24 protein-coding genes are annotated in these 22,894 nt (G+C 70.2%); 12 read left to right on the top strand and 12 right to left on the bottom strand.

All coding sequences use genetic code 11. The annotated features are described in order from the left end of the window. Window positions 1-199 precede the first annotated feature (199 nt). Window positions 200-1,096, bottom strand: a complete 897-nt coding sequence (locus SSP08S_RS53510) for a hypothetical protein (protein WP_026179612.1) — start codon at window positions 1,094-1,096, stop codon at window positions 200-202. Window positions 1,097-1,214: 118 nt separating this feature from the next. Beyond that, window positions 1,215-2,042: a hypothetical protein gene (locus SSP08S_RS62980; RefSeq protein ID WP_026179611.1), complete on the bottom strand. Its 828-nt coding sequence runs from the start codon at window positions 2,040-2,042 to the stop codon at window positions 1,215-1,217. Window positions 2,043-2,261: 219 nt separating this feature from the next. On the opposite strand from SSP08S_RS62980, the gene SSP08S_RS53500 reads away from it, so the two are divergent. Then, a complete protein-coding gene (locus SSP08S_RS53500) occupies window positions 2,262-3,455 on the top strand; it encodes an RtcB family protein (RefSeq protein ID WP_019075865.1) in 1,194 nt (397 codons plus the stop codon). A 46-nt stretch (window positions 3,456-3,501) separates the two neighbouring features. Here the strand turns inward: SSP08S_RS53500 and SSP08S_RS53495 are convergent, their stop codons facing one another. After that, window positions 3,502-4,296, bottom strand: a complete 795-nt coding sequence (locus tag SSP08S_RS53495) for an LAGLIDADG family homing endonuclease (RefSeq protein ID WP_169400796.1) — start codon at window positions 4,294-4,296, stop codon at window positions 3,502-3,504. A gap of 230 nt (window positions 4,297-4,526) precedes the next feature. Here SSP08S_RS53495 and SSP08S_RS53490 point away from each other — a divergent pair, with 230 nt between their 5' ends. From SSP08S_RS53490 to SSP08S_RS53480, 3 genes are all read left to right on the top strand, one after another. Beyond that, window positions 4,527-5,420 (top strand): aminoglycoside phosphotransferase family protein, encoded by an 894-nt coding sequence (locus tag SSP08S_RS53490; protein ID WP_026179610.1) that lies wholly within the window; start codon window positions 4,527-4,529, stop codon window positions 5,418-5,420. Window positions 5,421-5,656: 236 nt separating this feature from the next. Beyond that, window positions 5,657-7,024, top strand: a complete 1,368-nt coding sequence (locus tag SSP08S_RS53485; protein ID WP_019075862.1) for a hypothetical protein — start codon at window positions 5,657-5,659, stop codon at window positions 7,022-7,024. 10 nt (window positions 7,025-7,034) lie between these two features. Next, window positions 7,035-8,438: a PHB depolymerase family esterase gene (locus SSP08S_RS53480; RefSeq protein WP_043260470.1), complete on the top strand. Its 1,404-nt coding sequence runs from the start codon at window positions 7,035-7,037 to the stop codon at window positions 8,436-8,438. Between the two features lie 22 nt (window positions 8,439-8,460). Here the strand turns inward: SSP08S_RS53480 and SSP08S_RS53475 are convergent, their stop codons facing one another. The 4 genes from SSP08S_RS53475 to SSP08S_RS53460 all read right to left on the bottom strand — a co-directional run bounded on the left by SSP08S_RS53475 (window position 8,461) and on the right by SSP08S_RS53460 (window position 11,132). Further along, window positions 8,461-9,729, bottom strand: coding sequence for a GNAT family N-acetyltransferase (locus SSP08S_RS53475; RefSeq protein ID WP_019075860.1), 1,269 nt, complete (start codon window positions 9,727-9,729; stop codon window positions 8,461-8,463). A 41-nt stretch (window positions 9,730-9,770) separates the two neighbouring features. Next, window positions 9,771-9,947: a hypothetical protein gene (locus tag SSP08S_RS62805; RefSeq protein WP_019075859.1), complete on the bottom strand. Its 177-nt coding sequence runs from the start codon at window positions 9,945-9,947 to the stop codon at window positions 9,771-9,773. Next, window positions 9,947-10,723 carry an SDR family NAD(P)-dependent oxidoreductase gene (locus tag SSP08S_RS53465; protein ID WP_019075858.1) on the bottom strand — a complete coding sequence of 259 codons (777 nt, stop codon included), beginning with the start codon at window positions 10,721-10,723 and terminating at the stop codon, window positions 9,947-9,949. The genes SSP08S_RS62805 and SSP08S_RS53465 overlap by 1 nt, the downstream gene beginning before the upstream one ends. Before the next feature lie 73 nt (window positions 10,724-10,796). Next, window positions 10,797-11,132 (bottom strand): YnfA family protein, encoded by a 336-nt coding sequence (locus SSP08S_RS53460; protein WP_019075857.1) that lies wholly within the window; start codon window positions 11,130-11,132, stop codon window positions 10,797-10,799. Window positions 11,133-11,268: 136 nt separating this feature from the next. On the opposite strand from SSP08S_RS53460, the gene SSP08S_RS53455 reads away from it, so the two are divergent. Then, a complete protein-coding gene (locus SSP08S_RS53455) occupies window positions 11,269-11,748 on the top strand; it encodes a hypothetical protein (protein WP_019075856.1) in 480 nt (159 codons plus the stop codon). An 87-nt stretch (window positions 11,749-11,835) separates the two neighbouring features. Further along, window positions 11,836-12,309, top strand: coding sequence for a MarR family winged helix-turn-helix transcriptional regulator (locus SSP08S_RS53450; protein WP_019075855.1), 474 nt, complete (start codon window positions 11,836-11,838; stop codon window positions 12,307-12,309). Between the two features lie 13 nt (window positions 12,310-12,322). Here SSP08S_RS53450 and SSP08S_RS53445 read toward each other — a convergent pair whose 3' ends face one another. After that, window positions 12,323-12,733, bottom strand: a complete 411-nt coding sequence (locus SSP08S_RS53445) for a winged helix-turn-helix transcriptional regulator (RefSeq protein ID WP_019075854.1) — start codon at window positions 12,731-12,733, stop codon at window positions 12,323-12,325. Between the two features lie 148 nt (window positions 12,734-12,881). On the opposite strand from SSP08S_RS53445, the gene SSP08S_RS53440 reads away from it, so the two are divergent. Together SSP08S_RS53440 and SSP08S_RS53435 are read left to right on the top strand one after the other, a co-directional pair. Next, window positions 12,882-13,772, top strand: a complete 891-nt coding sequence (locus SSP08S_RS53440; protein ID WP_026179609.1) for an NADP-dependent oxidoreductase — start codon at window positions 12,882-12,884, stop codon at window positions 13,770-13,772. Between the two features lie 1,109 nt (window positions 13,773-14,881). Then, entirely contained in the window at window positions 14,882-15,463 is a 582-nt protein-coding gene (locus SSP08S_RS53435; protein WP_019075852.1) for a hypothetical protein, read from the top strand. Here the strand turns inward: SSP08S_RS53435 and SSP08S_RS53430 are convergent. From SSP08S_RS53430 to SSP08S_RS53420, 3 genes are all read right to left on the bottom strand, one after another. Then, the gene (locus SSP08S_RS53430; RefSeq protein WP_026179608.1) at window positions 15,447-16,151 is read right to left on the bottom strand and encodes a response regulator transcription factor; all 705 of its coding nucleotides are present in this window, start codon (window positions 16,149-16,151) and stop codon (window positions 15,447-15,449) included. The two genes, SSP08S_RS53435 and SSP08S_RS53430, sit on opposite strands and share 17 nt — an antisense overlap. Next, a complete protein-coding gene (locus SSP08S_RS53425) occupies window positions 16,148-17,323 on the bottom strand; it encodes a sensor histidine kinase (protein WP_019075850.1) in 1,176 nt (391 codons plus the stop codon). Before SSP08S_RS53425 ends, SSP08S_RS53430 begins: the two co-directional genes overlap by 4 nt. Before the next feature lie 77 nt (window positions 17,324-17,400). Then, on the bottom strand, window positions 17,401-18,222 hold the full coding sequence (locus SSP08S_RS53420) for a helix-turn-helix domain-containing protein (RefSeq protein ID WP_019075849.1): 822 nt from the start codon (window positions 18,220-18,222) through the stop codon (window positions 17,401-17,403). Between the two features lie 126 nt (window positions 18,223-18,348). Here SSP08S_RS53420 and SSP08S_RS53415 point away from each other — a divergent pair, with 126 nt between their 5' ends. The 4 genes from SSP08S_RS53415 to SSP08S_RS53400 all read left to right on the top strand — a co-directional run bounded on the left by SSP08S_RS53415 (window position 18,349) and on the right by SSP08S_RS53400 (window position 22,740). Then, a complete protein-coding gene (locus SSP08S_RS53415) occupies window positions 18,349-19,440 on the top strand; it encodes an LLM class flavin-dependent oxidoreductase (protein ID WP_019075848.1) in 1,092 nt (363 codons plus the stop codon). Then, a complete protein-coding gene (locus tag SSP08S_RS53410; protein ID WP_019075847.1) occupies window positions 19,437-20,030 on the top strand; it encodes an FMN reductase in 594 nt (197 codons plus the stop codon). Before SSP08S_RS53415 ends, SSP08S_RS53410 begins: the two co-directional genes overlap by 4 nt. Window positions 20,031-20,520: 490 nt before the next feature. Then, window positions 20,521-21,288, top strand: a complete 768-nt coding sequence (locus SSP08S_RS53405; protein WP_078532904.1) for a response regulator transcription factor — start codon at window positions 20,521-20,523, stop codon at window positions 21,286-21,288. Then, window positions 21,289-22,740 carry a sensor histidine kinase gene (locus tag SSP08S_RS53400; protein WP_019075845.1) on the top strand — a complete coding sequence of 484 codons (1,452 nt, stop codon included), beginning with the start codon at window positions 21,289-21,291 and terminating at the stop codon, window positions 22,738-22,740. Here SSP08S_RS53400 and SSP08S_RS63155 read toward each other — a convergent pair. After that, a partial coding sequence (locus SSP08S_RS63155; RefSeq protein WP_218006700.1) for a hypothetical protein occupies window positions 22,682-22,894 on the bottom strand: 213 nt, incomplete at its 5' end. The genes SSP08S_RS53400 and SSP08S_RS63155 overlap by 59 nt on opposite strands.

Genomic DNA, 22,894 nt, shown 5'->3' with positions numbered 1-22,894 from the left:
TGCATACGTGTGAGCTGAATGGGCGCGGACACCCGTACTCCCCTCCCCTTGCATGGTCTTGCGCGGAACAGGGTGGCACATGTGTGCGGCGTCCCGGGTGCCGGTCCGCCAGGAGCCCGGCACCGAAGAGGGGCCGGGCTCCGTCAAAAGGCTTGGCTGACCTGCGAGTTGAGGGTCAAAAACGGTGTAGATGTGACGGTCAGCTCTTCTTGCTCGCAGAAGCGGAAGGAGACGCTTTCGACGCCGACTTGGACGGCGAGGCGGAGGGGGACGCCGACTTGGAGGGCGACGCGGACTTCGAGGCGGGCGCCGAGGGCGTGCCGCCGCTGCCGTTGGCCGACGTGACCGCCGCCACGGCCTCCTTCACGGCCTTCTCCGCCGCCTTCGTCAACGTGTCCGCGCTCGGCGTCTTGTCGCCCGCGAGGCCCGCGCCGTTGTAGTCGACCGTGACGACCACGTTCTCGACCCGCGCCACCACCGTCTGCTGCTTGAAGGCGCCTTCCTTCTTCTTCAGGTCGTAGCGCACCGCCGTGGCCTCGTCGCCCGCACCCGCGACCGGCACCGACTTGGTGTTCTTCGCGCCGGTGACCGACTGCGCCTCCTGCACCTGCTTCGCGTAGTACGACGCCGCCAGCTTGTCGCCCTCGCCCTGCGTCTGCGAGGAGTCGAACCGCAGCAACGACACGTTCAGCCAGCGGAACTGCGAACCCTTGACCCCGTTGTTGTCCAGGCTCGTCCAGGAGCAGCTGCCGCGCGACGCGGTGTCCGTCGACGTACCCTCCTTGCCCGACTTGGCCCCCTCCGGGACCAGATCGGTCAACGTCTTCTTCGACAGCACCGCACACGGCTCCGGCAACTTCTTGTACGCCGCCGCCTGCACCGTCGGAGCGGCCGTGGCGTCCGCCGAGGTCGTCGCGCCGAGACCGGCCGTGTCCTTCGCCGAGCCGCCGTCCGAACCGGAGTCCGAGGAGCAGCCGGCCGCGATCAGCATCACCGGGACCGCCGCCGCGCAGACAAGGACGCGGTGGAGACGCTTCGCTCGCTGGTGGGTCTGCTGGTCACGCTGTGCTGGTTGATGCATTGTTCCTTCACTCATGACGCTCGTGGTTCCTGCCGTCGGATCGGGTCCGAGGGGCCACGGTACGCGGTGAGTCAGCTGTGCGGTCTCCGTTCACGGGCTTTGAACGGGGGCCCGGAACCGGCCGTACGAGCCGCTAACCGTTGAGCGAGTCGGCCAGCTGCGCGGCCAGTTTCCGCGCCCTGTCCTGCATCTTCTGGCTGTCCGGGATCACGCCGACCGTCGCCGGCTGCTCCTCGTACTCGATCGTCACAATGACGTTGGACGTGCGAAACACCACAGTCACCGTCCGCTGCTTGGCCGTCGAACCGGAGCTGCTCAACGCGTCGTCGAGGAACGCCTCGTCACCGAGATCGGAGAGCGTGCGGGGCTGGAGGGCGGACGGGGTGGTGGAGTCCGAGGGGGAGGCGGACGTGGACGCGGAAGAGGATGCGGTGGGGGTGGCGGAGGCCGACGTCGAGGCCGAGGTCGAGGGGGTGGCCGAGTCCGACGCGCCGCTCGTGCCGGCGGCCGGCTCCGGGAGATCCGCCGCCGTCTCCTTCGTCGCGAAGATCGTCTTCGCCTGGCTGTCGTCGCTCACGGCGTTGTCGTACGACACCACCCGCTCGAAGTCGACCAGCAGATGGTCGGTCGCGTCCGTGGACTCCACCTTCCAGCGGCAGCCCACCTTGCGGTCCGTGTCGTACGTCAGCGTCGCCTCGCCCGCGTAGGCCGCCGCGCGCTGGTCCGCGTCCGTGATCTGCTTGATGCCGGGGAGCAGGGAGTCCAGCGTGCTCTGGCTGACGGCTCCGCAGGGCTCCGGAAGCGTGCGGTACTTGCCCGGCTGGGCCGCCGCGGTCGCGGTACCGGCGTCGCCCGGATTGGCGTCGTCCGTAGTACCCCCACTGCCCGAACCGCTCGTGCAGCCGGCCAGCAGCGCCACGAGGAGCGTGGCGGCGCCCGGTACGTATGCCTTCCGCTGCACGGTCGGGCTCCTCTCGACGACGATCAAGGGCTCTGCACGATGATCAAGGGTCCTGCCAGTGTCCCCGCTGGTTAATCGCTTGCCGCACCGGGGGACCCCCTGGAGACAATGTGTATCGCACGCACAGCCGTGAACGCCGGTCCGGTGTCCCTTTCGTTGACCTTGGCGCCGGTTTTGCGATTTTAGACTTCTGTTGTTTTTCGGGGGAATGAGGACGAAATGTCGTACGTAGAGATACCGGGCGCGAAGGTACCCATCCGCATGTGGACCGACCCGGCGTCGGTCGAGGAGGGCGCCCTCCAGCAACTCCGCAACGTCGCCACCCTCCCCTGGATCAAGGGCCTCGCCGTCATGCCCGACGTCCACTACGGCAAGGGCGCGACGGTCGGCTCGGTCATCGCGATGCAGGGCGCGGTCTGCCCGGCCGCGGTCGGCGTCGACATCGGCTGCGGAATGTCCGCGGTCAAGACCTCCCTCACGGCCAACGACCTCCCCGGTGACCTGTCCCGCCTGCGCTCGAAGATCGAGCAGGCGATTCCGGTAGGGCGGGGGATGCATGACAGTCCGGTGGATCCGGGGCGGATGCATGGGTTCGCTACTGCGGGGTGGGACGACTTCTGGGGGCGGTTCGAGGGGGTTGCGGATGCGGTGAAGTTCCGGGAGGAGCGGGCTGCGAAGCAGATGGGGACGCTCGGCGGAGGGAATCATTTTACCGAGGTCTGCATAGATATGCAGGGGGATGTGTGGCTTATGCTCCACTCCGGATCCCGCAACATCGGCAAGGAACTGGCCGAGCACCACATCGGCACGGCGCAGAAGCTCCCGCACAACCAGGGGCTTGTCGACCGCGACCTCGCCGTCTTCATCGCGGACACCCCGCAGATGGCGGCGTACCGCAACGACCTGTTCTGGGCGCAGGAGTACGCGAAGTACAACCGCACCCTCATGATGGCGCTCCTGAAGGACGTGATCCGCAAGGAGTTCAAGAAGGCGAAGCCGGCCTTCGAGCCGGAGATCTCGTGTCACCACAACTACGTGAGCGAGGAGCGGTACGAGGGCATGGACCTGCTCGTCACCCGTAAGGGAGCGATCCGCGCCGGTTCCGGCGAGTACGGGATCATCCCGGGCTCGATGGGCACGGGTTCGTACATCGTGAAGGGCCTCGGCAACGAGAAGGCCTTCAACTCGGCCTCCCACGGCGCCGGTCGCCGTATGAGCCGCAACGCGGCCAAGCGCCGTTTCTCGACCAAGGACCTGGAGGAGCAGACGCGGGGTGTGGAGTGCCGCAAGGACTCCGGCGTCGTGGACGAGATCCCTGGCGCGTACAAGCCGATCGAGCAGGTCATCGATCAGCAGCGGGACCTCGTGGAGGTCGTGGCCAAGCTGAAGCAGGTTGTGTGCGTGAAGGGTTAGCTACATCGGTGGGGCGCGGCGGAGGAGCCGTGCCCCACCGTGCTGTTCAGTTGGGTAGAGGCACCGTGCCTTCGAGCAGTTTCGTGAGCCGCGCTCGGCACGCGTTCCGAGAATGGCCCAACTCGGCGCAGGCGTCGTCGATTGTTGGCGCGGAGAGCAGGATCCTGTCCTTGTCGGAAGTCCATTGGATCCGCTCCGGCCCTGGCTTCCTGCCGGCCGGACGGACCCAGGCCGCGACGCTGTCGGCAGCTGACTGCTTGCGCTTCAGCGACAGGCGGTTCGAGTAGTAGAGGTGCTCAGTCAGAGAGCGGGCAGCCTTGCCCACGTAGGTGATGTTGTAGACGCCGTCCCGCTGGTTGCGCCGCGAATGGCGATCGACACCTGTGATCTGCCATGCGTAGAAGCACAGGTAAGTGCCAATGGCTGTACTGGCCGTAGTCAGAGAGATGAAGGGGGTGCCCTTGTTCGTGTGCCCCACCGAACCGTCTGCGTCGATGGGTCCTCGGAGGTAGTCGCGACTTGAGAACTCGCCTGTAGGAGGGGCGACGCTCTTGGACTTGCGACCGTAAGGCAGCCCCAGCTCATTGACCCTGGTCCTGGCTTCGAGGGCGCAGAGACTCCAGACCGCCGAGTGTGCGGTCTCGATGAAGTTCGTGGACCGTGTGCGCTCGCGGACGCTGCTGTAGTACGGCGTCAGTTTCTGGAACTCGCGCAGTAGATCGATGTCCCGCGCGTTGAGCTCGACGGACAGACGGCCTTTCTGCCCGGCCCCTTGGTAGAGATGCCCGTCCGCCTGCAAGAACCCGAACATGTACGCGTACTCAGGGACTGTCAGGTCCATGAACCGGTGAGCGATAGGCTCGCAATCAGCCACAGGGAAGCCCTACTTCCGTGCTGGTCAGGCCCTCGGTCGGGATGCCAGTCCCGGTCGAGGGCCGTCGTGTTGATGTTGTGGCGCGAGCCTGGATCGACCGTTCGGACGACGTGCTGGTGATCGATACGGTTCACCCTTGTGGGTGAACCCAGAGATGCGTGGCGGCCCTCCGGCCGCCTCCCGTACTGTGGCTCCGCATGATCGAATCCGAGAAGGAGATCAGCGAGGACCTGGTGCGCGGCCTGCTTCGGGAGCAGCATCCGGATCTGGCCGAGTTGCCCATCCGTGAAGTGGTGGGCGGCTGGGGCAATCAGATGTGGCGGCTCGGGGACGAGTTGGCCGTTCGGATGCAGCGGATGGACACGAGCCCCGATCCGCAGTTCAAGGAGCGCCGGTGGCTGCCGGTGCTGGCCCCGCGTCTGCCGCTGCCGATTCCGGTGCCCGTGCGGGACGGTGTGCCGTCCGAGCGTTTTCCCAAGATGTGGACCGTGATGACGTGGGTCGAGGGCACGCCGTTGGACCACGGCTCGATCACTCTCGGCGACCACGCGGCCGACACCCTGGCGGGCTTCCTCGGCGCGCTGCACGTGGAGGCACCCGCCGACGCACCGGCCTCCGCGGACTTCGGTGCCCACCCCAAGCACTGTGCGGACGGCTTCGAGCACTTCTTCCAGGCCGCTCCCGCCGACCTCGCCGACGGAATCCGTGACGTCTGGGGAGAGGCGGTGGCGGCCCCGGAGTGGGAGGGCCCGCCTATGTGGGTCCACGGCGATCTGCATCCCGCGAACGTCGTCGTCGCGGACGGGACACTGGCCGGTGTCGTCGACTTCGGCGCGCTCTTCGCCGGCGACCCGGCGTGGGACCTGGTGGCCGCGTGGCTGCTGCTCCCGGCGGGTGGCGCCGCACGGTTCTTCGACAGGTACGCGCGGGCGGACGATGCGGCGGTGCGACGGGCGCGCGGGCTGGCCGCGATGAAGAGCCTGTTCCTGATGTCGATGGGTCGGAACGGCGACCTCGGCCTGCCGGGCGGCAAGTCGAACTGGGGGCCCGTGGGCCGGTCCGCACTCGATCGTGTCCTGAAGGGCCTTTGACGTCGGCGGATCCCAGGATTCGTGACCACGAACCCAAATGTGCTCTGAGGACTCTCTGAGATCGCTGTGAATTCGCGCCCTATTTCTGTGAATTCACGGCGACTGGCGCATTTTAATTGGTGTGCCGTTTGTGAAAGCATTGGTTGCGCGCGTTCCTTATTGCTGGCCTCGAATATCGCTGTGATGCTGCCTGGGTGTTTCGCCAAACCCACCCGCAGCGTCTCGGAGGACAGCACATGTCTGAGCGGTACCAGAATCAGAGCGAGTTGAGCCGGCGGACCGTTGTGGCCGCCGGTGCGGCGACCGCGCTCGCGGCGACCGTGGTCGGCGGTGCCGGCTCCGCGCAGGCCGCCACCAAGGCGGCGGCAGGGCTGAAGGTCGGTGCCGGCAAGGCCGCGTTCACCCCCGCGGCCTCGCTCCTGCCGCTGGACAACTTCACCGCCGTGCACGACGACCTCAACGTCCGTGTGCTGCTGGTGGAGTCCGGCTCCCGCCGGATCGCGCTGGCCGTGCTGGACCTGACCTCGATCAGCGCGGAGGCGATCGCGCTGATGCGGACCGCGATCACCGCGGCCAGCGGTGTCACCGCCGCGAACATCATGGTCACCGTCACGCACTGCTTCTCCGCGCCGCACGTCCAGGCGAGTTCGTCCTCGGCGGGGGCGGCGGCCTATGTCCAGAACATCGTCGCCGCCACCAAGTCCGCCGTCGCCGACGCCGTCAAGAACCTCCAGGACGCCGAGGTCGGCTACGGCACCGGCCGCTCCGACGTCAACGTCAACCGCAACGTCTCCACCGCCGACGGCTACTGGCTCGGCGTCAACGAGCAACTCCCGTCCGACAAGGGCGTGTACGTCGCCCGCTTCAACGACCTCGACGGCAACCCCATCGCCGTCCTGACCAACTACAACGTGCAGTCCTGCGTGATGCAGGACTCCGTCATGGCCGACGGCACCCTGCCCATCACCGCCGACCTCGCCGGCGCGGCCGTCGCGCACGTCGAGACCCAGTACCCCGGCGCGGTCGGCTTCTGGCTCGTCGGCGCGTGCGGCGACCAGTTCCCGGCCTACCGCTCGAAGCGGTACACGATCGACAAGGACAAGGGCTGGACCTACGGCGTCGATCTGCACGACGCCGGCTTCGCGCTGCTCACCGCGCAGGGCGAACGGCTCGGCAACGAGATCGTGCGGGTGGCCCAGGGGATCAGCAAGTACGAGAGCGGCAAGAAGGTCGTGGTGCGGCTGGTCACCGACGACATCACCACGACGCAGGTGACGGGCCCGCAGGCCGGCGCGCCGACCAAGACCGTCACCTTCACACCCACCGGCTCCGCCCAGGTGCCGATCTGGGTCTTCCAGGTCGGCAAGGGCGTCTTCGCCGGTGTGGAACCGGAGTTGTCCACGACCACCGCGAACACGATCCGCGAGAATTCGTCGTTCTCCAGCACTTTCGTCATGTCGATGTTCGAGGGCGGCGCCAAGAACATGCCCGACACATGGAATTTCGACCACGTCACCTACGAGGCGGTCGACGGCTTCTACATCCAGGGCACCGCGGAGAAGGCCGCCACCCGTATCGGGCGCATTATCAAGTCCCTGGACTGAGGTGCGGAAAATGACGACAAGGCGCGCATTCTTAGCGCGGGTCGTGGGGGTGGGGACGACGGCGGTGGCCGCCGCGTCGGGCCTCGCGGCCTGCGACTCCGACAGTGACAGCGGTAGTAGCAGTGGTGGCGGGCAGGTGAAAGGCGCCACCGCCATCACCCAGGTCTACGGCGACGGGCAGAAGTTCATCGCCGTGGCCGTCGAGTACGACACCGCGATCGACAACGCCACCCTCACGAAGACGTCCTTCACCGTCGAGGGGCGGACCGTCACCAAGGTCTACGCCAACACCGGCGCGGCCCTCGCCGACCAGGGCAAGGACGGGCCGTACGTCATCGTGGAGCTCTCCCCGGACGACGACGGCGCGTTGTTGTGGGGAGGCGTGGGCGGGGGTGCGGCGGGGAGCGCTCAGCCGTCGGCGTCGGCTTCGCCCGCTGCCACTGGCAGCCCCTACGTCATCCCCGGTCCCCAGGTCGGCTCCACCGGCGGCCCCGCCACCATCAAGGCGGCGAAGGCCACCGTCGTCCAGTCGGGCACCGTCACGACGACCGGCGGCACCCGCTACACCGCCGCCGCCGACACCAAGGTCGCCACCGGCCACACCGTGAACCTGATCGTCGACGACTTCCGGCAGTTCACGTACAAGGACCCGAAGACCGGCAGGTCACTGCCGTACAACCTCTACGTCCCGAAGGGCTACGACCGCACCAAGTCCTATCCGCTGGTCCTCTTCATGCACGACGCGAGCCTGATCAGCACGACCGTGCGGGCGACGCTGGTGCAGGGTCTTGGCGCGGTGTGTTGGGCGGCTCCGGAGGAGCAGGCGGAGCGGCCGGCGTTCGTGCTGGCGCCGCAGTACCCGGAGGTGGTCGTCGGCGACGACTACAAGCCGACGTCGCTCTTCGACACCACCGCCGACCTGGTCCGGGAGCTGACCGGCAAGTACAGCATCGACACCGAACGGCTGTACTCCACCGGCCAGTCCATGGGGGCGATGATGACCCTCGGCCTGAACATCAAGTACCCCGACCTCTTCGCCGCTTCGTGGGTCGTCGCCGGCCAGTGGCCCGCCGCCCAGGCCGCGCCGCTGGCGAAGAAGAACCTCTGGGTCACGGTCTCGCAGGGCGACACCAAGGCGTATCCGGGCGAGAACGCCATCATGGCCGTCGTCGAGAAGGCCGGGACCAAGGTGAGCCGGGCGGTCTGGGACGGCCAGTCCACGGCGGCGGAGTTCGCCGCGGACGTCAAGGCCATGGCGGCCAAGGGCACCACGGTCAACTACGCGACGTTCAAGAAGGGTTCGACCCTGCCCGGAGGCCTGGCCAACGCGCACGGCGTCGAGCACAACTCCACCTGGCCGATCGCGTACACCATCGAAGGCGTCCGCGAGTGGATCTTCCGCCAGCGCACATAGGCACCACCGGCCGGGTCCTGGCTCAGCCGCCGAGCCGCTTCTCCATCAGCGTCACCGCGTACGGGCTCCCCAACCCGCCGTCCTTCGCCCGCTGTTCGCCTACGACGGTGTAGCCGGCCGACTCGTAGTAGGCGCGCAGACGGGGGTTGGCGGAGAGGCAGTCGAGGCGGGCGTACGGGCGGCCCGTCGCGGTGATACGGGACTCCGCCCGCGCGAGTAGCCGTCGTCCCGTGCCCGGCGGTGCCGTGTGCGGGGTTGTCATCAGGCGGTGGACGTAGCCCGCGTCGGGCGGGCGCGGGCCCCAGGCGGCCGGATCGTCCCACCAGAGTTCGCAGGCGCCGGCCAGGGCCTCGTCGGCGTACGCCAGCCACACCTCGCCCTCCCGCACGCGCCGCAGGAAGTGGGCCTCGTCCTTCTCGCCGGGCTTCCACTGGTCGATGCCCCGGGCCAGTTGCCACAGGGCCGCGCTGTCCCGGAGGCGGACGAGCGCGACGGCGTCCGCTTCGGTGGCCTTGCGGTAGGTCAACTCCGGCCAGCCGGTGGGCTGTTCCTCAAGCAGCTTGTCGCGCAGGGTGGTTGAGAGGGCGGTGGCGTCCAGGGACAGGGCCTTGGTCACATAGCCCTCGACCGAGCCGTAGCGGCTGGTCAGTCCGGCAAGGAACCGGCGCATGACCGCTTCCGGGGCATGCCCCCAGGCCGGCCAGACCGGGCTGCGGCCGCCGTTGCGGGCCTGCCAGGCCAACAGGAGGGCGGGGGTGGCCAGTTCGGTGAGGGTGAAGTCCTCGACGATCGTCTCCTCGGGGACGCCGAGCAGGCCGAGGACCAGTGCCGCGAGCAGGCCGGTGCGGTCCTTGCCGGACGCGCAGTGGAAGACGAGGGGGGTGCCCCGCTCGGCCGCCTCCGCGATCAGTTCCAGCGCCCTTGCGATCTCCTCCGTACCGTCCTCGGCCACCTCCGCGTACCGCTCCGCCAGGTACGGCCCCGGGTCGATGTCGGGGGTCAACACCGCCTGGTCGTAAGGGCGATGCTCGATGCTCAGGTTGTGGTACGTGAACGACTCGTGCTCCGGGACACGGCCCCTGCGCTCGATCTCCCAGGGGTAGCGCAGGTCGATCACCGTGCCGATCCCGAGGCCGAGGAAGCGGGTCCAGTCGTCCGTGTTCTCGGTCAACTTGCCCAGGGAGTCGGCCCGGTAGAGGAGCCCGGGGCGGACGCGGCGGCCGTCCGGGGTCGGGTAGCCGCCCAGGTCACGGAAGTTGGGGAGCTCGTCGAAGGGGAGGTGTCTGTCCACGGACGGTGACTTTATGCGTCCGGCCGCCGCGCCTCACTTCCTTACTTGTTCGGCGCGTGGATCACCGCGTAGATCATCACGAACGCGACGATGTGGATGCCGAAGAGGAAGTAGGCGAGGAAGTACCAGACCTTGCGCTCGTTCCTGGTCTCCTCGGCCAACCGGCGCTTGTCCAGGGCCTCTTGGGAGTTGTCCGGGTTGCCCTTCTCGTCGGGCATCACAGCTCCCGGTGGACCTTGGTGTTCGAGGCCTGGGCGCGGGGGCGGACGACGAGGAGGTCGATGTTGACGTGGCTGGGGCGGGTGACCGCCCAGGAGATCGTGTCGGCCACGTCGTCCGCCGTGAGCGGTTCGGCGACGCCCGCGTAGACCTTCGCCGCCTTCTCCGCGTCCCCGCCGAACCGGGTCAGCGCGAACTCGTCCGTCTTGACCATGCCCGGTGCGATCTCGATGACCCGGACCGGGGTGCCGACGATCTCCAGGCGCAGCGTCTCGGCGAGGACGTGGGCGCCGTGCTTGGCGGCGACATAGCCCGCGCCGCCCTCGTACGTGCCGTGGCCGGCGGTGGAGGAGACGACCACGACCGTGCCGTCGCCGCTCGCGGTGAGGGCGGGGAGCAGGGCCTGGGTGACGTTCAGTGTGCCGAGGACGTTCGTCTCGTACATCGTGCGCCAGTCGGCGGGGTCGCCGGTCGCGACCGGGTCGGCGCCGAGCGCGCCGCCCGCGTTGTTGATCAGCACGCCGATCGTCTTGAAGGCGGTCGCGAACTCGTCGACCGCGCTCCGGTCGGTGACGTCGAGCTCGTACGCCGTCGCCTTGTGGCCCGCCTTGTTGATCTCCTCGGCCAGCGCCTCGATGCGGTCCTTGCGGCGGGCGGTGAGGACGACGCGGTAACCGGCCGCGGCGAGCCGGCGGGCCGTGGCGGCGCCGATTCCGCCGCTCGCCCCGGTGACGACCGCGATACGGGAGGCGGCGGACGGTGCGGCGGTGGCCATGGGCTGCTCCTCGGGAGGGATCAACTGGTTCGTGCGTACGACTCCGTCCAGGATAGGCGGGGTCGGCGGCGGCTCAGTTTCCGCGTGGTGCCCACATGATCACGGCCATCCCGGCCAGGCAGATCAGGGCGCCGGTGATGTCCCAGCGGTCGGGCCGGTAGCCGTCCGCGACCGCGCCCCAGGCCAGTGATCCGGCGACGAAGATCCCGCCGTACGCCGCGAGGATGCGGCCGAAGTGGGCGTCGGGCTGGAAGGTGGCGACGAAGCCGTACACGCCGAGGGCCATGACCCCGCCGCCGATCCACAGCCAGCCGCGGTGTTCGCGCACCCCCTGCCAGACCAGCCAGGCGCCGCCGATCTCGAAGACGGCGGCGAGGACGAAGAGGGCCGCGGAACGAAGTACGAGCATGACCGCCACCCCATCACACGGGCGTCACCCGACCACACGGGTGTCACCTGATGGACGGCGCCTGTCGCGTGCCCCGCGTGGGATACATCCGTACGACCCCGGCGGTGGTGCACGGGCGTACAGAGGAGTGGATGGCATGCGAGCAGTCGTACGGGTACTACGGGTCGGCGCCGTAGTGGGTGCCGCGTTCGCGGTGATGGGAGCGGCGCCCGGTCTTCCCGACGCGTCGGCTCCTGAGGCGGACCTCTCCTATCACGGCTCCGTCGCCATGACGGCCGGCCGGATCGACGTGCGGTTCACCCCGCGCAACCACGGCCCGTCCGCCGTCCCCGACGCGACCGTACGGCTGCGCTGGTCGAAGCCGCTCGCGGACCGGCAGACGCTGCCCGAGGGGTGTGCGCGGTCGGGGGAGCGGGCGGTGGTGTGCCGGACGGGGGCGCTGGCGGCGGACGAGGTGGGCGAGCGGATCGAGCTGCGGGTTGGGCTGCGGGACGCGTCCTCCGAGGTGCTGCTGGAGCTGGACACGGTGTGGGGCGGCGGCGCGGTGGACGGGAACCGGGCCAACGACCAGCAGCGGGTCCTCGTCCTCGACACCGGTGACACCTACTACTTCTGAGCCACGCCCCTAGTACCCCTGAGCCACTTGGCCGAGCTCGTCGTACGATCTCGATCTCCGCACGGCACAGGCGACGAGGGGTACGACATGTCCGGGAACGCGCGGGCGCGGCTGCTGGACGAGTTGTCCACCGTCTCGCGCCGGTACATGGCGTCGTACGCCCTGTTCAACCAGGCCGTCGCCGACCGCCTCGGGCTGCACCCCACCGATCTGCAGTGTCTGAACCTGCTCACGCTGGAGGCGGGGCCGGTGACGACGGGCCGGATCGCCGAGCTGACCGGGCTGACGACCGGGTCGGCGACGCGGCTCGTGGACCGGCTGGAGCGGGCGGGGTACGTCGTCCGGGAGCGGGACGCGGAGGACCGGCGGCGGGTGCTGGTGGCGACCGTCCCGGAGAAGATCACCGAGTTCGGGCGGATGTGGAACCGGCTGGGCGGTGGCTGGTTCAGGCTCTTCGACGACCTCGCCGACGCCGAACTCGCCGTGATCGTCGGGCACATGAGGCGGACGGTGGAGTTCAGCGGGCGGCAGATCGCGCGGCTGCGGGCGGGGGAGGTCTAGGCGGGCGCCAGGCCTACGAGGGCGTCCCGTCGTCCCCGTCGTAGCGCCCGCGCGCCTCGTGGACCTCCTCGATGTGGGTCTCCGCCCAGGCCTTCACGGCGAGCAGCAGCATGCTCAGGCTGGCGCCGAGCGGGGTGAGTTCGTAGTCGACGCGGACCGGGACGGACGGGGTGACCGTGCGGGAGAGGATGCCGTCGCGTTCCAGTGAACGGAGCGTCTGCGTCAGCATCTTGGGGCTGACGCCGGCGATCTTGCGGGCGAGGTCGCTGTAGCGCATCGGGCCGCGGGACAGGGCGGCGACGACGAGGCTGACCCACTTGTCGCTGATGCGGTCGAGAAGCTGGTTGGTGGGGCACTCGCGGATGAACGCGTCGTACTCGACACGTGCCTGATCGCGCTTCTGGGCCGCTGTCATGGTCGCCATGGGCCGTGGCCTCCGTTCACTTCCACTCACTTGCGGGGTAGGTAGGCACCTTCGGGTAACTACTTCCCGATGGATAGTAGCTCTTCCTAGGGTTGTCGGCAGCTGAGGAGATACCGAAGCGAACACCCCATACGAGGAGCTGTCCGGCATGCGTGCTGCAGTGGTGACGACGTTCGGCGGGCCCGAGGCGGTTCGGGTCGTGGAGACGGAAATTCCCGAGCCGGGCGCCCGGCAGGTACGGATCAAGGTCGCGGCGGCCGCGCTGAACCCGGTGGACGCCGGGGTGCGCGCGGGCGCGTTCGGGGGCGCGGGCGAGCGGCTCGGACTGGGCTGGGACGTGGCCGGGACGGTGGACGCGACGGGTGGCGCCGGCGCGTGGCAGGTCGGCGACGAGGTGGTCGCCCTGCACTACGGCGCGGTCAAGCCGCTGGGCACGCACGCCGAGTACGTCGTCGTCGACGCGGACGCGGTGGCGAAGGCACCGGAGGGCGTGGACGCGGTGCACGCCGCCACTCTGCCCCTGAACGCGCTGACCGCCGTACAGGCCCTGGATCTACTGGAATTGACGCCGGGTCAGACACTTCTGGTGACGGGCGCGGCGGGGGCCGTCGGCGCCTTCGCCGTCCAACTCGCCGTGCAGCGCGGGGTGTTGGTGACCGGGCTCGCCCGGGCCGGTGACGAGGAGTTCGTACGGGCCCTGGGCGCCGCCGAGTTCACCAGCGAGGGCGTACCGGCGGGCAGCGTCGACGCGGTGCTGGACGCGGCGGTCCTCGGGGAGCGGGCGCTGGCGTGGGTGCGGGACGGCGGCGCGTACACGGGGGTGATCCCGCAGGCCGCGCCGGCCCCGGAGCGCGGGGTGCGCACCGGCGCGGTGGAGGTGAGCCCGGACGGCACCCGCCTCGCCGAACTGGTCGCCCTGGTGGAGAAGGGCGTACTGACACTGCGGGTGGCGGACACGTACCCCCTGGCGGACGCGCCCGCAGCGCATGCACGACTCGCGGAGGGCGGGGTGCGGGGACGGCTGGTGCTGGTGCCGTAGGCGATTCGGTCCCCGCGACGCCCGACTCCGTCGCCTCCACCGGCTTCCGGCCGCTTCGGTACCCGGTCGCTTCGGTATCGCCTCTCCTCGGCTTCCGGTCGCTTCGGTATCGCCTCTCCTCGGCTTCCGGTCGCTTCGGTATCGGCTCTCCTCGGCTTCCGGTCGCTTCGGTATCCGCTCCCTTCGGCACCGGCTCTCACCGGCTTCCGGTCCCCCGGGCACCGGGCTGCCTCGCGCCTGCCTCGCTGGGCGCGTGGCCGCCTGGCCCATTCGGTGCCGGGCCTCCCTGGCATTCGGTCCCGTTGGCGTCCGTCCCTGGGCATCCGGTCGCCTGGGCATCCGGTCCTTTCGGCACCGGGCTCTCCTCGGCTACCGGTCCCGGTGGCGCCCGGCCCTTCGGCACCTGACCCTCTTGGCGCCTGGCCTCCCTCGGTTTTCGGCCGTCTTGGCGCCTGGCCGCCTGGCTCGCTCGGGTGCCTGGTCTGCTTGCTCCTGGCTCATTTGGTACCGGGCCTCCCCGGCTTCCGGTTCCTTTGGCACCGGGCCTCCATGGCTTCCGGTTCCTTCGGCACCGGCCCTCACCGGCTTTCGGCCGCCTGGGCACCGGGCTGCCTCGCGTCTGCCTCGCTGGGCGCGTGGCCGCCTGGCCCATTCGGTGCCGGGCCTCCTTGGCATTCGGTGCTGTTGGCGTCCGTCCCTGGGCATCCGGTCGCCTGGGCATCCGGTCCTTTCGGCACCGGGCTCTCCTCGGCTTCCGGTCCCGGTGGCGCCCGGCCCTGGGCATCCGGTCGCCTTGGTGTTCAGTCCCCGCGCCCCCGGCCTTCCTGGGCTTGCGGTCCCGTTGGTGCCCGCTCCTGGGCCTCCGGTCGCCTTGGCGTGCGGCAGTTCCTCGGCTCCCGGATTCCTTGGCGCGGGGGCTCCTCGGCTTTCGGTGGTCCTCGATTTCCTGATGCCTTGGAGGTCGGCTCCTCTCGGCGTCCGGCCCCCTCCGCCCAGACCCCCGAGCCGCCCCTAGGGGAAGGCTCCACCCTGTGTCTCCACCCGGATTTCCACCCGTGGGTCCGGGAGGTTTTTCGGTGTCGGCGGGAGAGTCGGTCTCAGGAAAACGCGTGGCGGGGCGACCGCCGGAGACCGAGGAGTGGGACGTCATGACGGACATGGAGCAGGCGCTGACGATCAGCGGGGGCATCTTCGCGGTGATGATGCTGACGCAGTACGGGCGTCGGAAGTACGACCTGCACAAGGTGCTGATGCCGATCGGCACGGTGTCCGCGATCGGCTACTTCTATCTGAAGGGGATGCCCAGCCAGGACGTCGACATCGTGGTCTATCTGGTGGGCGCCGCGATCGGGCTGGCGTGCGGAGTCGTCGCCACCCTCACCACCGGTGTCGAGCGGGATCCGGTCTCGGGCAAGGTCCACACCCGCTGCGGCGTCGGGTTCGTCGCGATCTGGACGGCCGTGGTCGGCCTGCGCATCGCCTTCATCTACCTGGCCGAGCACAACACCTGGTTCCGCGACCACCTCGGCACGTTCATGGCGGAGCACCACATAGTCGAGGACGCCATCGCGCCGTTCTTCGTCATCATGGCGCTGGCCATGGTCCTCACCCGGGTGTTCCTGCTCCTGGCCCGCGTGCGCCTCCTGGCGCCGGCCGTCGCCCAGGGGCAGGCCCTCACCCAGGTGTCTTGACCAGTCCGTGGACGAACGCGTACTGCACGGCATGCGCCCGGTCCCGCAGATGAGCCTTGGAGAAGAGGTTGTTGATATGGGTCTTCACCGTGGCCTCGCTCACCACCAGCCGCTCGGCGATGCCCCGGTTGGTGAGCCCCTCGCCGATCAGCGTGAGCACCTCCACCTCCCGGGGGGTGAGGTCCGGGGCGAGTCCGGCGCCCGGCCGCTGGACGGGGGCACCGCCCCGCGCGGCCGCGGCGACGAGCCGGTCCCGCACGGCGGGGTCGAGCACGGACTGCCCGGCGGCAGCCGCCCGCACGGCGCGGGTGATGTCCTCCCGGCCGGACTCCTTGGTCAGGTAGCCGCGGGCGCCGGCGCCGAGCGCGGCGAGGATGTACTCCTCGTCGGCGAAGGTGGTGAGCACCACGACGGCGACCTTGGGGAAGCGTTCGCCGATCAGCCGGGTGGCCTCCACCCCGTCCACCCGGGGCATGTTGAGATCCATCAGGATCACATCGGGCGCGTGCTCCTCGGCCGCCCGCACGGCCTCCCCGCCGTCCTTCGCGGTCGCCACGACCTCCACACCGGACTGCAGATCCAGTACGGTCGCCAGCGCCTCGCGCACCGCGGTCTGGTCGTCGGCCACAACCACCCTGACAACAGGCGGCTGTTGGCCCGGCCCCTGCCCCCGCCGCTCGTCGCTCATCCCGGGATCACCACGCGCACCTGCCAGCCTCCTGCGTCCTCGCCGTCCACGATCGGCCCGGCCGTCACCGTGCCGCCCACCAGGTCGAGCCGCTCACGCATCCCGACCAGACCCATCCCGCTCCCCGCACCGGCCAAGGGCCGCGAGCCTTCCGGCGGCGCGGAGTTCACCACCTCGAAGACGGTCTCCTCAGCCTGCTGTCCCGCATGCTCCAGATACTCCAGGCGCATCCGGACCGGGGCGCCGGGCGCGTACTTGTGCGCGTTGGTCAGCGCCTCCTGGGCGCAGCGCACGATCACCTGGGCGAGGCGGACGGGCAGTTCACGCTGCGGCCCGTCGACGGTCAGCGTACCGGCGTCGGAGGCGGACGCGAGCAGCGAGCGCAGCGTCTCCACCAGCGGCAGCGCGTCCTCACGCAGGTCTCCGACGGTGCGCTGCACCTCGGTCAGCCCCGAGCGGACCAGACTCTGCGCCCGCCGGGCCGCCTCCCGGGCCCGGTCGATGTCACCGGACTCCAACAGGGCGTCGGTGACCTCCAGTTGCATGTTCACCCCGGCCAGCGAGTGGGCCAGCACGTCGTGCACGTCCCGGGCGATCCGGGCCCGCTCGGCCAGCGCCTCCGCCCGCGCCACGGCCCGCGCGGCCAGCTCGGCCTGCTCGGCGGCGGCCCGCGCGGAGCGCAGCGCGGCGGTGTGGGCCCGGTTGGAGATACCGACCAGCACACTGACACCGGTGAAGGCGCCGACGATCCACGAGGTGCCGTGGGCGCCCCACGGCAGCAGCAGCACACCGGCGCACAGGGCGCTGGTGGCCGCCGCGAAGGGCAGTGAGCGGCGGCTGTCGAGGCGGTAACCGGCGTGGCCGGTGGCGAAGTACGCGAACAGCGCCGAGGCCCCGGAGCGGTCCAGGCCCATCAGCGCGGCGGCCCCCGCCGACCAGGCGCACAGCACGGCGAGCTGCGCACCCGGTGAGAAGTGGCCTTCGGGGATGAGCCGGGTGCACAGCAGCAGCGACACCAGGACGAGCAGACACAGCACGGCGAGCCCGGTACCGGACGCCCCGGTCGGGCGTACGGTGACCGCGCCGACGGTGACGGCTACCGCGGTGCCGAAGACCTGGACGGGGTTGTTGTCCGCGGTGGACCAGCGGACCAGGGCCTGAGCTCGGTTCATCAGGTCTCACTCCCCGCTCTTGTCCGACCGCTGCGAAAACTATCAGCGTGCGGTGGACCCGGCCCCGCAGGTGTCGGTCAGCGCCCGCCCGGCGCCCCCTGTGCGCTCTGCGCGTACGCCGTGGGGGACACCCCGACCGTCGACGTGAAGTCGCGGACCAGGTGGGCCTGGTCGGCGTAGCCCAGGTCGGCGGCGAGGCCCGCCCAGTCCACGGGTTCGTCGGCGCCGGCGCGCTCCAGGGCCTCGTGGATGCGGTAGCGCAGGATGACCCACTTGGGGCCGACGCCGACGTACGCGGCGAAGAGGCGCTGGAGCAGTCGTACGGACAGGCCCTCGGCGCGGGCGAAGTCGGTGACGCGGCGGATCGTGCGGTCGGCGCGGATGCGGTCGACGAGGGTGGTGGCCAGTTCGGCCTGCGGGTCCGGGCGGGGGCCGAGGGCGAGCAGGAAGGCGTCGAGTGCGGCGACGCGGTCGCGTTCGTCGGGCGGGTCGAGGACGGTGGCGGGGTCGGTGTCCGGGAACACCTCGGGCTGCCGCACCCGCGCCCCCGTCCACTCCGACACCGGGCGGTCGGGGGCGACGGTCCGGAAGGCACCCGGCCGGAACTTGATCCCGCACACCCGCCCCCGCCCCTCCAGCTTCTGGGCGAAGAGGCCGTGCGGGATGCCCGCGATCTCGACGAAGGCGTCCTCGCCGGCGAGCCGCTGGAAGACGATGTGCACGGCCGGGTGCGGGACGACGTGGGAGACGTAGGGCTCGGTGAGGTCCCAGTCGATCAGCCAGTAGTGCTCGACGTACGGGCGCAGGGGCGGGGCGGGTTCGGGGCGGCGGAAGCGGACGCGGGTGAGGAGTTCGGCGGGGTCGACGATTCCTCGGGTGTCACGGCGTGCGGCGGCCATGTCGGGATCGTAGGACGAGGCACTGACAGTGGGCGGAGGGCCGCGTCCCGGGGGCCGGAATATGTGCGGCGGGGTGGCCGTTGGAGGGTATAGTTGAATAATCAACAACCTGGAGGGTGAACGACCATGCAGTTCGGGATCTTCAGCGTCGGCGACGTCACACCGGACCCGACCACCGGACGGACGCCGACCGAGCGTGAGCGCATCAAGGCCATGGTCGCCATCGCGCTGAAGGCCGAGGAGGTCGGGCTCGACGTCTTCGCGACCGGCGAGCACCACAACCCGCCGTTCGTGCCCTCGTCCCCGACGACGATGCTCGGCTACATCGCGGCCCGCACCGAGAAGCTGATCCTCTCCACCTCCACCACCCTCATCACCACCAACGACCCGGTGAAGATCGCCGAGGACTTCGCGATGCTCCAGCACCTGGCCGACGGCCGGGTCGACCTGATGATGGGCCGCGGCAACACCGGCCCGGTCTACCCCTGGTTCGGGCAGGACATCCGGCAGGGCATCAACCTCGCCATCGAGAACTACGCCCTGCTGCGCCGCCTGTGGCGCGAGGACGTCGTGAACTGGGAGGGCAAGTTCCGCTCCCCGCTCCAGGGCTTCACCTCCACGCCCCGCCCGCTGGACGACGTACCGCCGTTCGTCTGGCACGGCTCGATCCGCTCGCCCGAGATCGCCGAACAGGCCGCCTTCTACGGCGACGGCTTCTTCCACAACAACATCTTCTGGCCGGCCGACCACACCAAGCGGATGGTCGAGCTGTACCGGGAGCGGTACGCGCACTACGGCCACGGCACGCCGGAGCAGGCCATCGTCGGCCTCGGCGGCCAGGTCTTCATGCGCAAGAACTCCCAGGACGCGGTGAACGAGTTCCGCCCGTACTTCGACAACGCCCCGGTCTACGGCCACGGGCCCTCCCTGGAGGACTTCACCGACCAGACCCCGCTGACCGTCGGCTCCCCGCAGGAGGTCATCGAGAAGACCCTCGCGTTCCGGGACTACGCCGGCGACTACCAGCGTCAGCTGTTCCTGCTGGACCACGCGGGCCTGCCGCTGAAGACCGTCCTGGAGCAGCTCGACCTGCTGGGCGAGGAGGTCGTACCGGTCCTGCGCAAGGAGTTCGCGGTGAACCGCCCGGCGGAGGTGCCGGAGGCACCGACCCATCAGTCGCTGCTCGCAGCCGCTTCGGAGAAGGTGACCGTCGCATGAAGCTCGTAGTCGTCTCGGCGGGGCTGAGCGTCCCCTCGTCCACCCGTCTGCTGGCCGACCGGCTGGCAGCGGCGGTGGACCGCCGGACCCCCGTCGACATCCAGGTCGTGGAGCTGCGCGACCTCGCCGTGGAGATAGCGCACAACTTCACCAACGGCTTCCCCGGCCGTTCCCTCGCCGCCGCGCTGGACGCGGTGACGGAGGCCGACGGGCTGATCGTCGTCACCCCGGTGTTCTCCGCGTCGTACAGCGGACTCTTCAAGTCCTTCTTCGACGTCCTGGACAAGGACGCGCTGACCGGAAAGCCGGTACTGATCGCGGCGACGGGCGGCAGCGCACGCCACTCGCTGGTACTGGAGCACGCCCTTCGCCCACTGTTCGCGTACCTGCGGGCCGTGGTCGTCCCGACCGGTGTCTACGCCGCCTCCGAGGACTGGGGCGCGGAGGGCCTGCCCGAGCGGATCGACCGGGCGGCGGGGGAGCTGGGCGCGCTGATGTCCGGCCTGTCGACGGCCCGCCCGGAGAAGAAGCAGACGGTCGTACCGTTCGCGGAGCAGCTGGCGGCGCTGTCGGTTTCGTCGGGCGCGTGACCTTCGGGCGCGCTTCTGGGCACCGGCTGGCATCATCCGGCCCGTCCGATGCGTGAGGTCGAGGTCCCGCCGTCCCGAACCCCCAGCCGCCCGCTGGGGGGCGCGCATTCTCGCCCGGCCGGCACCCTTTGATCCCGGCTGGCGAAATCCGGCCTGTCTGGTGGGTGAGGCCGAGGTTCCGTCGTCCCGGATTCCCGCCTGTCCGCTGGGGGCGTGCCATCTCGTCCGGCCTGCGCCCTCTGTTCCCGTCCGGCACCCTTTGATCCCGTGCGGCACTATCCAGCCCGTCCGGCGTTTGAGGACGAGGCCCCTTCAGGGCCGATGGGGGTCTGGGGGCGGAGCCCCCAGGGACGCCCGCACCAGCCGACCGTGAGAAGACGGTAGGAGCTGGCACCGGGTTGCGTCCACCACGGTGAGAGGCAGGTAAAAAGGGTGATCGTAGACCTGCCCCCACCGGTCAACCGCCGGAGGCCTTGGCACACTGGGGGACGTGCCCCAGACTGTGCTGCTCGCCGAAGACGACCGTGCCATCCGTCATGCCCTGGAGCGGGCCCTGACCCTGGAGGGCTACCAGGTGACCGCGGTCGCCGACGGTGTCGAGGCGCTCGCGCAGGCCCACCGCACCCCACCGGACGTGCTGCTTCTCGACGTCATGATGCCCGGCATCGACGGCCTCCAGGTCTGCCGGGTACTGCGCGCCGAGGGCGACCGCACCCCGATCCTCATGCTGACCGCCCTCGTGGAGACCGCCGACCGCATCGCGGGCCTGGACGCGGGCGCCGACGACTACGTGGTGAAGCCCTTCGACGTCGAGGAGGTCTTCGCGAGGCTGCGCGCCCTGCTCCGCCGCACCAGCCCGGTCCCGGCGAACGGCGTCCCGGGCGCGCCCGGCGACGTACTCCGGGACGAGCCGCAGTCCCCGTCGCCGTCCTCGCCGTTCTCCTCCTCCGCCTCCGACAAGCAGATCTCGGCGGCCGGTCTGCGCATGGACCTCCAGGCCCGCCGCGTCTGGCGCGGGACCCGCGAACTGGAGCTGACCCGCACCGAGTTCGAACTCCTCGAACTGCTGGTGCGCAACGCGGGCATCGTCCTCGACCACTCCACGATCTACGACCGCATCTGGGGCTACGACTTCGGCCCCGGCTCCAAGAACCTCGCCGTCTACGTCGGCTATCTGCGCCGCAAGCTCGACGAGCCCGGCGCACCGCAGCTGATCCACACGGTGCGTGGCGTGGGTTACGTGCTGCGGGAGGACTGAGTGGGCCGCCTGCGGCGGCTGGTGGCCGCCCGGCGGCCGAGACTCGTCTCGCTCCGTACGACCTTCGTGCTGTCCTTCGCGGCGGTGACCGCCGCCGTCACCCTCCTCGTCGGCGTGCTCTCCTACGGCGCGGCGGCCCGGCTGGTCCGCGTCGACCAGGAATCCGTGTTCGACCAGGTCGTCCAGGACCTGCAGGACGAGGTGCGCACGCACCAGATGACGCCCGACGACTTCTCCTCCTCCGCGCCAGGCCACGACATCGTGCGGCCGGCCCGTACGGACGTGCAGGTGCTCGGGCCGGCCGGCGGTGTCCTCGACAGCGGCAGCCCGGCGCTGCCCGTCACCGGTGACGACCGGGCGGTCGCGGGCGAGAAGGTGGCCGGGAAGACGGTCGAGCACAAGGACGTCGCCGTCGCCGAGGACGTGTACCGCATCGCGACCGTCTCGCTCGGCCGCGGGCAGGGGGCGGTGCAGGTGGCGCAGGAGTTCAGCGACACGGAGGATCTGCTGCGGGCCTTGCAGCAGCGGACGTTCGTGCTGATGGCGGCGGTCGTGGTACTGGCCGGCCTGTGCGGCTGGTGGCTGGCCAGGCGCATCACGCGCCGCCTCATCATCCTCACCGCGGCGGCCGAGGACGTGGCCCGCACCCGCCGCCTCGGCGTGCAGGTCCCCGTCACCGGCTACGACGAGGTGGGCCGCCTGGGTCGCGCCTTCGACCGGATGCTCGGCCGGCTCGCGCAGTCGGAGGAGGACCAGCGCCGCCTGATCCAGGACGCGGGCCACGAACTCCGCACCCCCCTCACGTCGTTGCGCACGAACATCTCCCTGCTCCGCCGCATGGACGAACTCCCGCCCGGGACCCGCGAGGAACTGGTCGCCGACCTCTCGCAGGAGGCCCGCGAACTCACCGACCTCGTCAACGAGTTGGTCGACCTCGCGGCCGGCCAGTCCGACACCGAACCGCCCCAGCAGGTCGACCTCGCCGACATCGCCGAGGACGTCGCGGTCCTGGCCCGCCGCCGCACCGGCCGCGACATCACCGTCCGCGCGAGCGGCGACACGACGACCGACGGCCGCCCCGGCATGCTCCAGCGCGCGATCTCCAACCTGGTCGAGAACGCGGCCAAGTTCGACCGCGCGGGCCAGACCCCGATCGAGATCGCGGTCTCGGGCCCGGCTCGCCCCGGCACGGTCCGCGTAGAGGTCCTGGACCGAGGCCCCGGAGTCTCCGAGACCGACCTCTTCCGCATCTTCGACCGCTTCTACCGCGCCGCCGACGCCCGCTCCCTCCCCGGCTCCGGCCTCGGCCTCTCCATCGTCCGCGAGGTGGCCCTCGCCCACGCCGGATCCCCCTTCGCCCTACGACGCGAGGGCGGCGGCGCGGTGATCGGGTTCACGGTGGGGGGAGTGGTCGAACCGCGCGCGGGGGCGGGGGTACGTGGCCGAGGCTGAGGGGCTCCACGACAAGGGCGAAGGGCTTCACGACGAGGGCGAAGGGCTTCACGGCCGGGGCGACGGTCCACGGACCGAGGCTGACGGGCTCCACGGCGACGCCGAGGGCGTTGGGTTTCCGGTGGAGGGTGGGCAGTTGGGGGCTGAGGATGTC

The organism is Streptomyces hokutonensis, assembly GCF_000376565.1.
Taxonomy (GTDB): Bacteria; Actinomycetota; Actinomycetes; order Streptomycetales; family Streptomycetaceae; genus Streptomyces; species Streptomyces hokutonensis.
The sequence above is the reverse complement of the archived record's forward strand: the minus strand, read 5'-3'. Positions and strand labels throughout refer to the sequence as shown.

Bases quoted from the DNA above. Each gene is read 5' to 3' on its own strand.
- SSP08S_RS53510 (WP_026179612.1), bottom strand. From the start codon at position 1,096: ATGAGTGAAGGAACAATGCATCAACCAGCACAGCGTGACCAGCAGACC.
- SSP08S_RS53500 (WP_019075865.1), top strand. From the start codon at position 2,262: ATGTCGTACGTAGAGATACCGGGCGCGAAGGTACCCATCCGCATGTGG.
- SSP08S_RS53495 (WP_169400796.1), bottom strand. From the start codon at position 4,296: ATGGACCTGACAGTCCCTGAGTACGCGTACATGTTCGGGTTCTTGCAG.
- SSP08S_RS53490 (WP_026179610.1), top strand. From the start codon at position 4,527: ATGATCGAATCCGAGAAGGAGATCAGCGAGGACCTGGTGCGCGGCCTG.
- SSP08S_RS53485 (WP_019075862.1), top strand. From the start codon at position 5,657: ATGTCTGAGCGGTACCAGAATCAGAGCGAGTTGAGCCGGCGGACCGTT.
- SSP08S_RS53480 (WP_043260470.1), top strand. From the start codon at position 7,035: ATGACGACAAGGCGCGCATTCTTAGCGCGGGTCGTGGGGGTGGGGACG.
- SSP08S_RS62805 (WP_019075859.1), bottom strand. From the start codon at position 9,947: ATGCCCGACGAGAAGGGCAACCCGGACAACTCCCAAGAGGCCCTGGAC.
- SSP08S_RS53465 (WP_019075858.1), bottom strand. From the start codon at position 10,723: ATGGCCACCGCCGCACCGTCCGCCGCCTCCCGTATCGCGGTCGTCACC.
- SSP08S_RS53460 (WP_019075857.1), bottom strand. From the start codon at position 11,132: ATGCTCGTACTTCGTTCCGCGGCCCTCTTCGTCCTCGCCGCCGTCTTC.
- SSP08S_RS53455 (WP_019075856.1), top strand. From the start codon at position 11,269: ATGCGAGCAGTCGTACGGGTACTACGGGTCGGCGCCGTAGTGGGTGCC.
- SSP08S_RS53450 (WP_019075855.1), top strand. From the start codon at position 11,836: ATGTCCGGGAACGCGCGGGCGCGGCTGCTGGACGAGTTGTCCACCGTC.
- SSP08S_RS53445 (WP_019075854.1), bottom strand. From the start codon at position 12,733: ATGGCGACCATGACAGCGGCCCAGAAGCGCGATCAGGCACGTGTCGAG.
- SSP08S_RS53440 (WP_026179609.1), top strand. From the start codon at position 12,882: ATGCGTGCTGCAGTGGTGACGACGTTCGGCGGGCCCGAGGCGGTTCGG.
- SSP08S_RS53430 (WP_026179608.1), bottom strand. From the start codon at position 16,151: ATGAGCGACGAGCGGCGGGGGCAGGGGCCGGGCCAACAGCCGCCTGTT.
- SSP08S_RS53425 (WP_019075850.1), bottom strand. From the start codon at position 17,323: ATGAACCGAGCTCAGGCCCTGGTCCGCTGGTCCACCGCGGACAACAAC.
- SSP08S_RS53420 (WP_019075849.1), bottom strand. From the start codon at position 18,222: ATGGCCGCCGCACGCCGTGACACCCGAGGAATCGTCGACCCCGCCGAA.
- SSP08S_RS53415 (WP_019075848.1), top strand. From the start codon at position 18,349: ATGCAGTTCGGGATCTTCAGCGTCGGCGACGTCACACCGGACCCGACC.
- SSP08S_RS53410 (WP_019075847.1), top strand. From the start codon at position 19,437: ATGAAGCTCGTAGTCGTCTCGGCGGGGCTGAGCGTCCCCTCGTCCACC.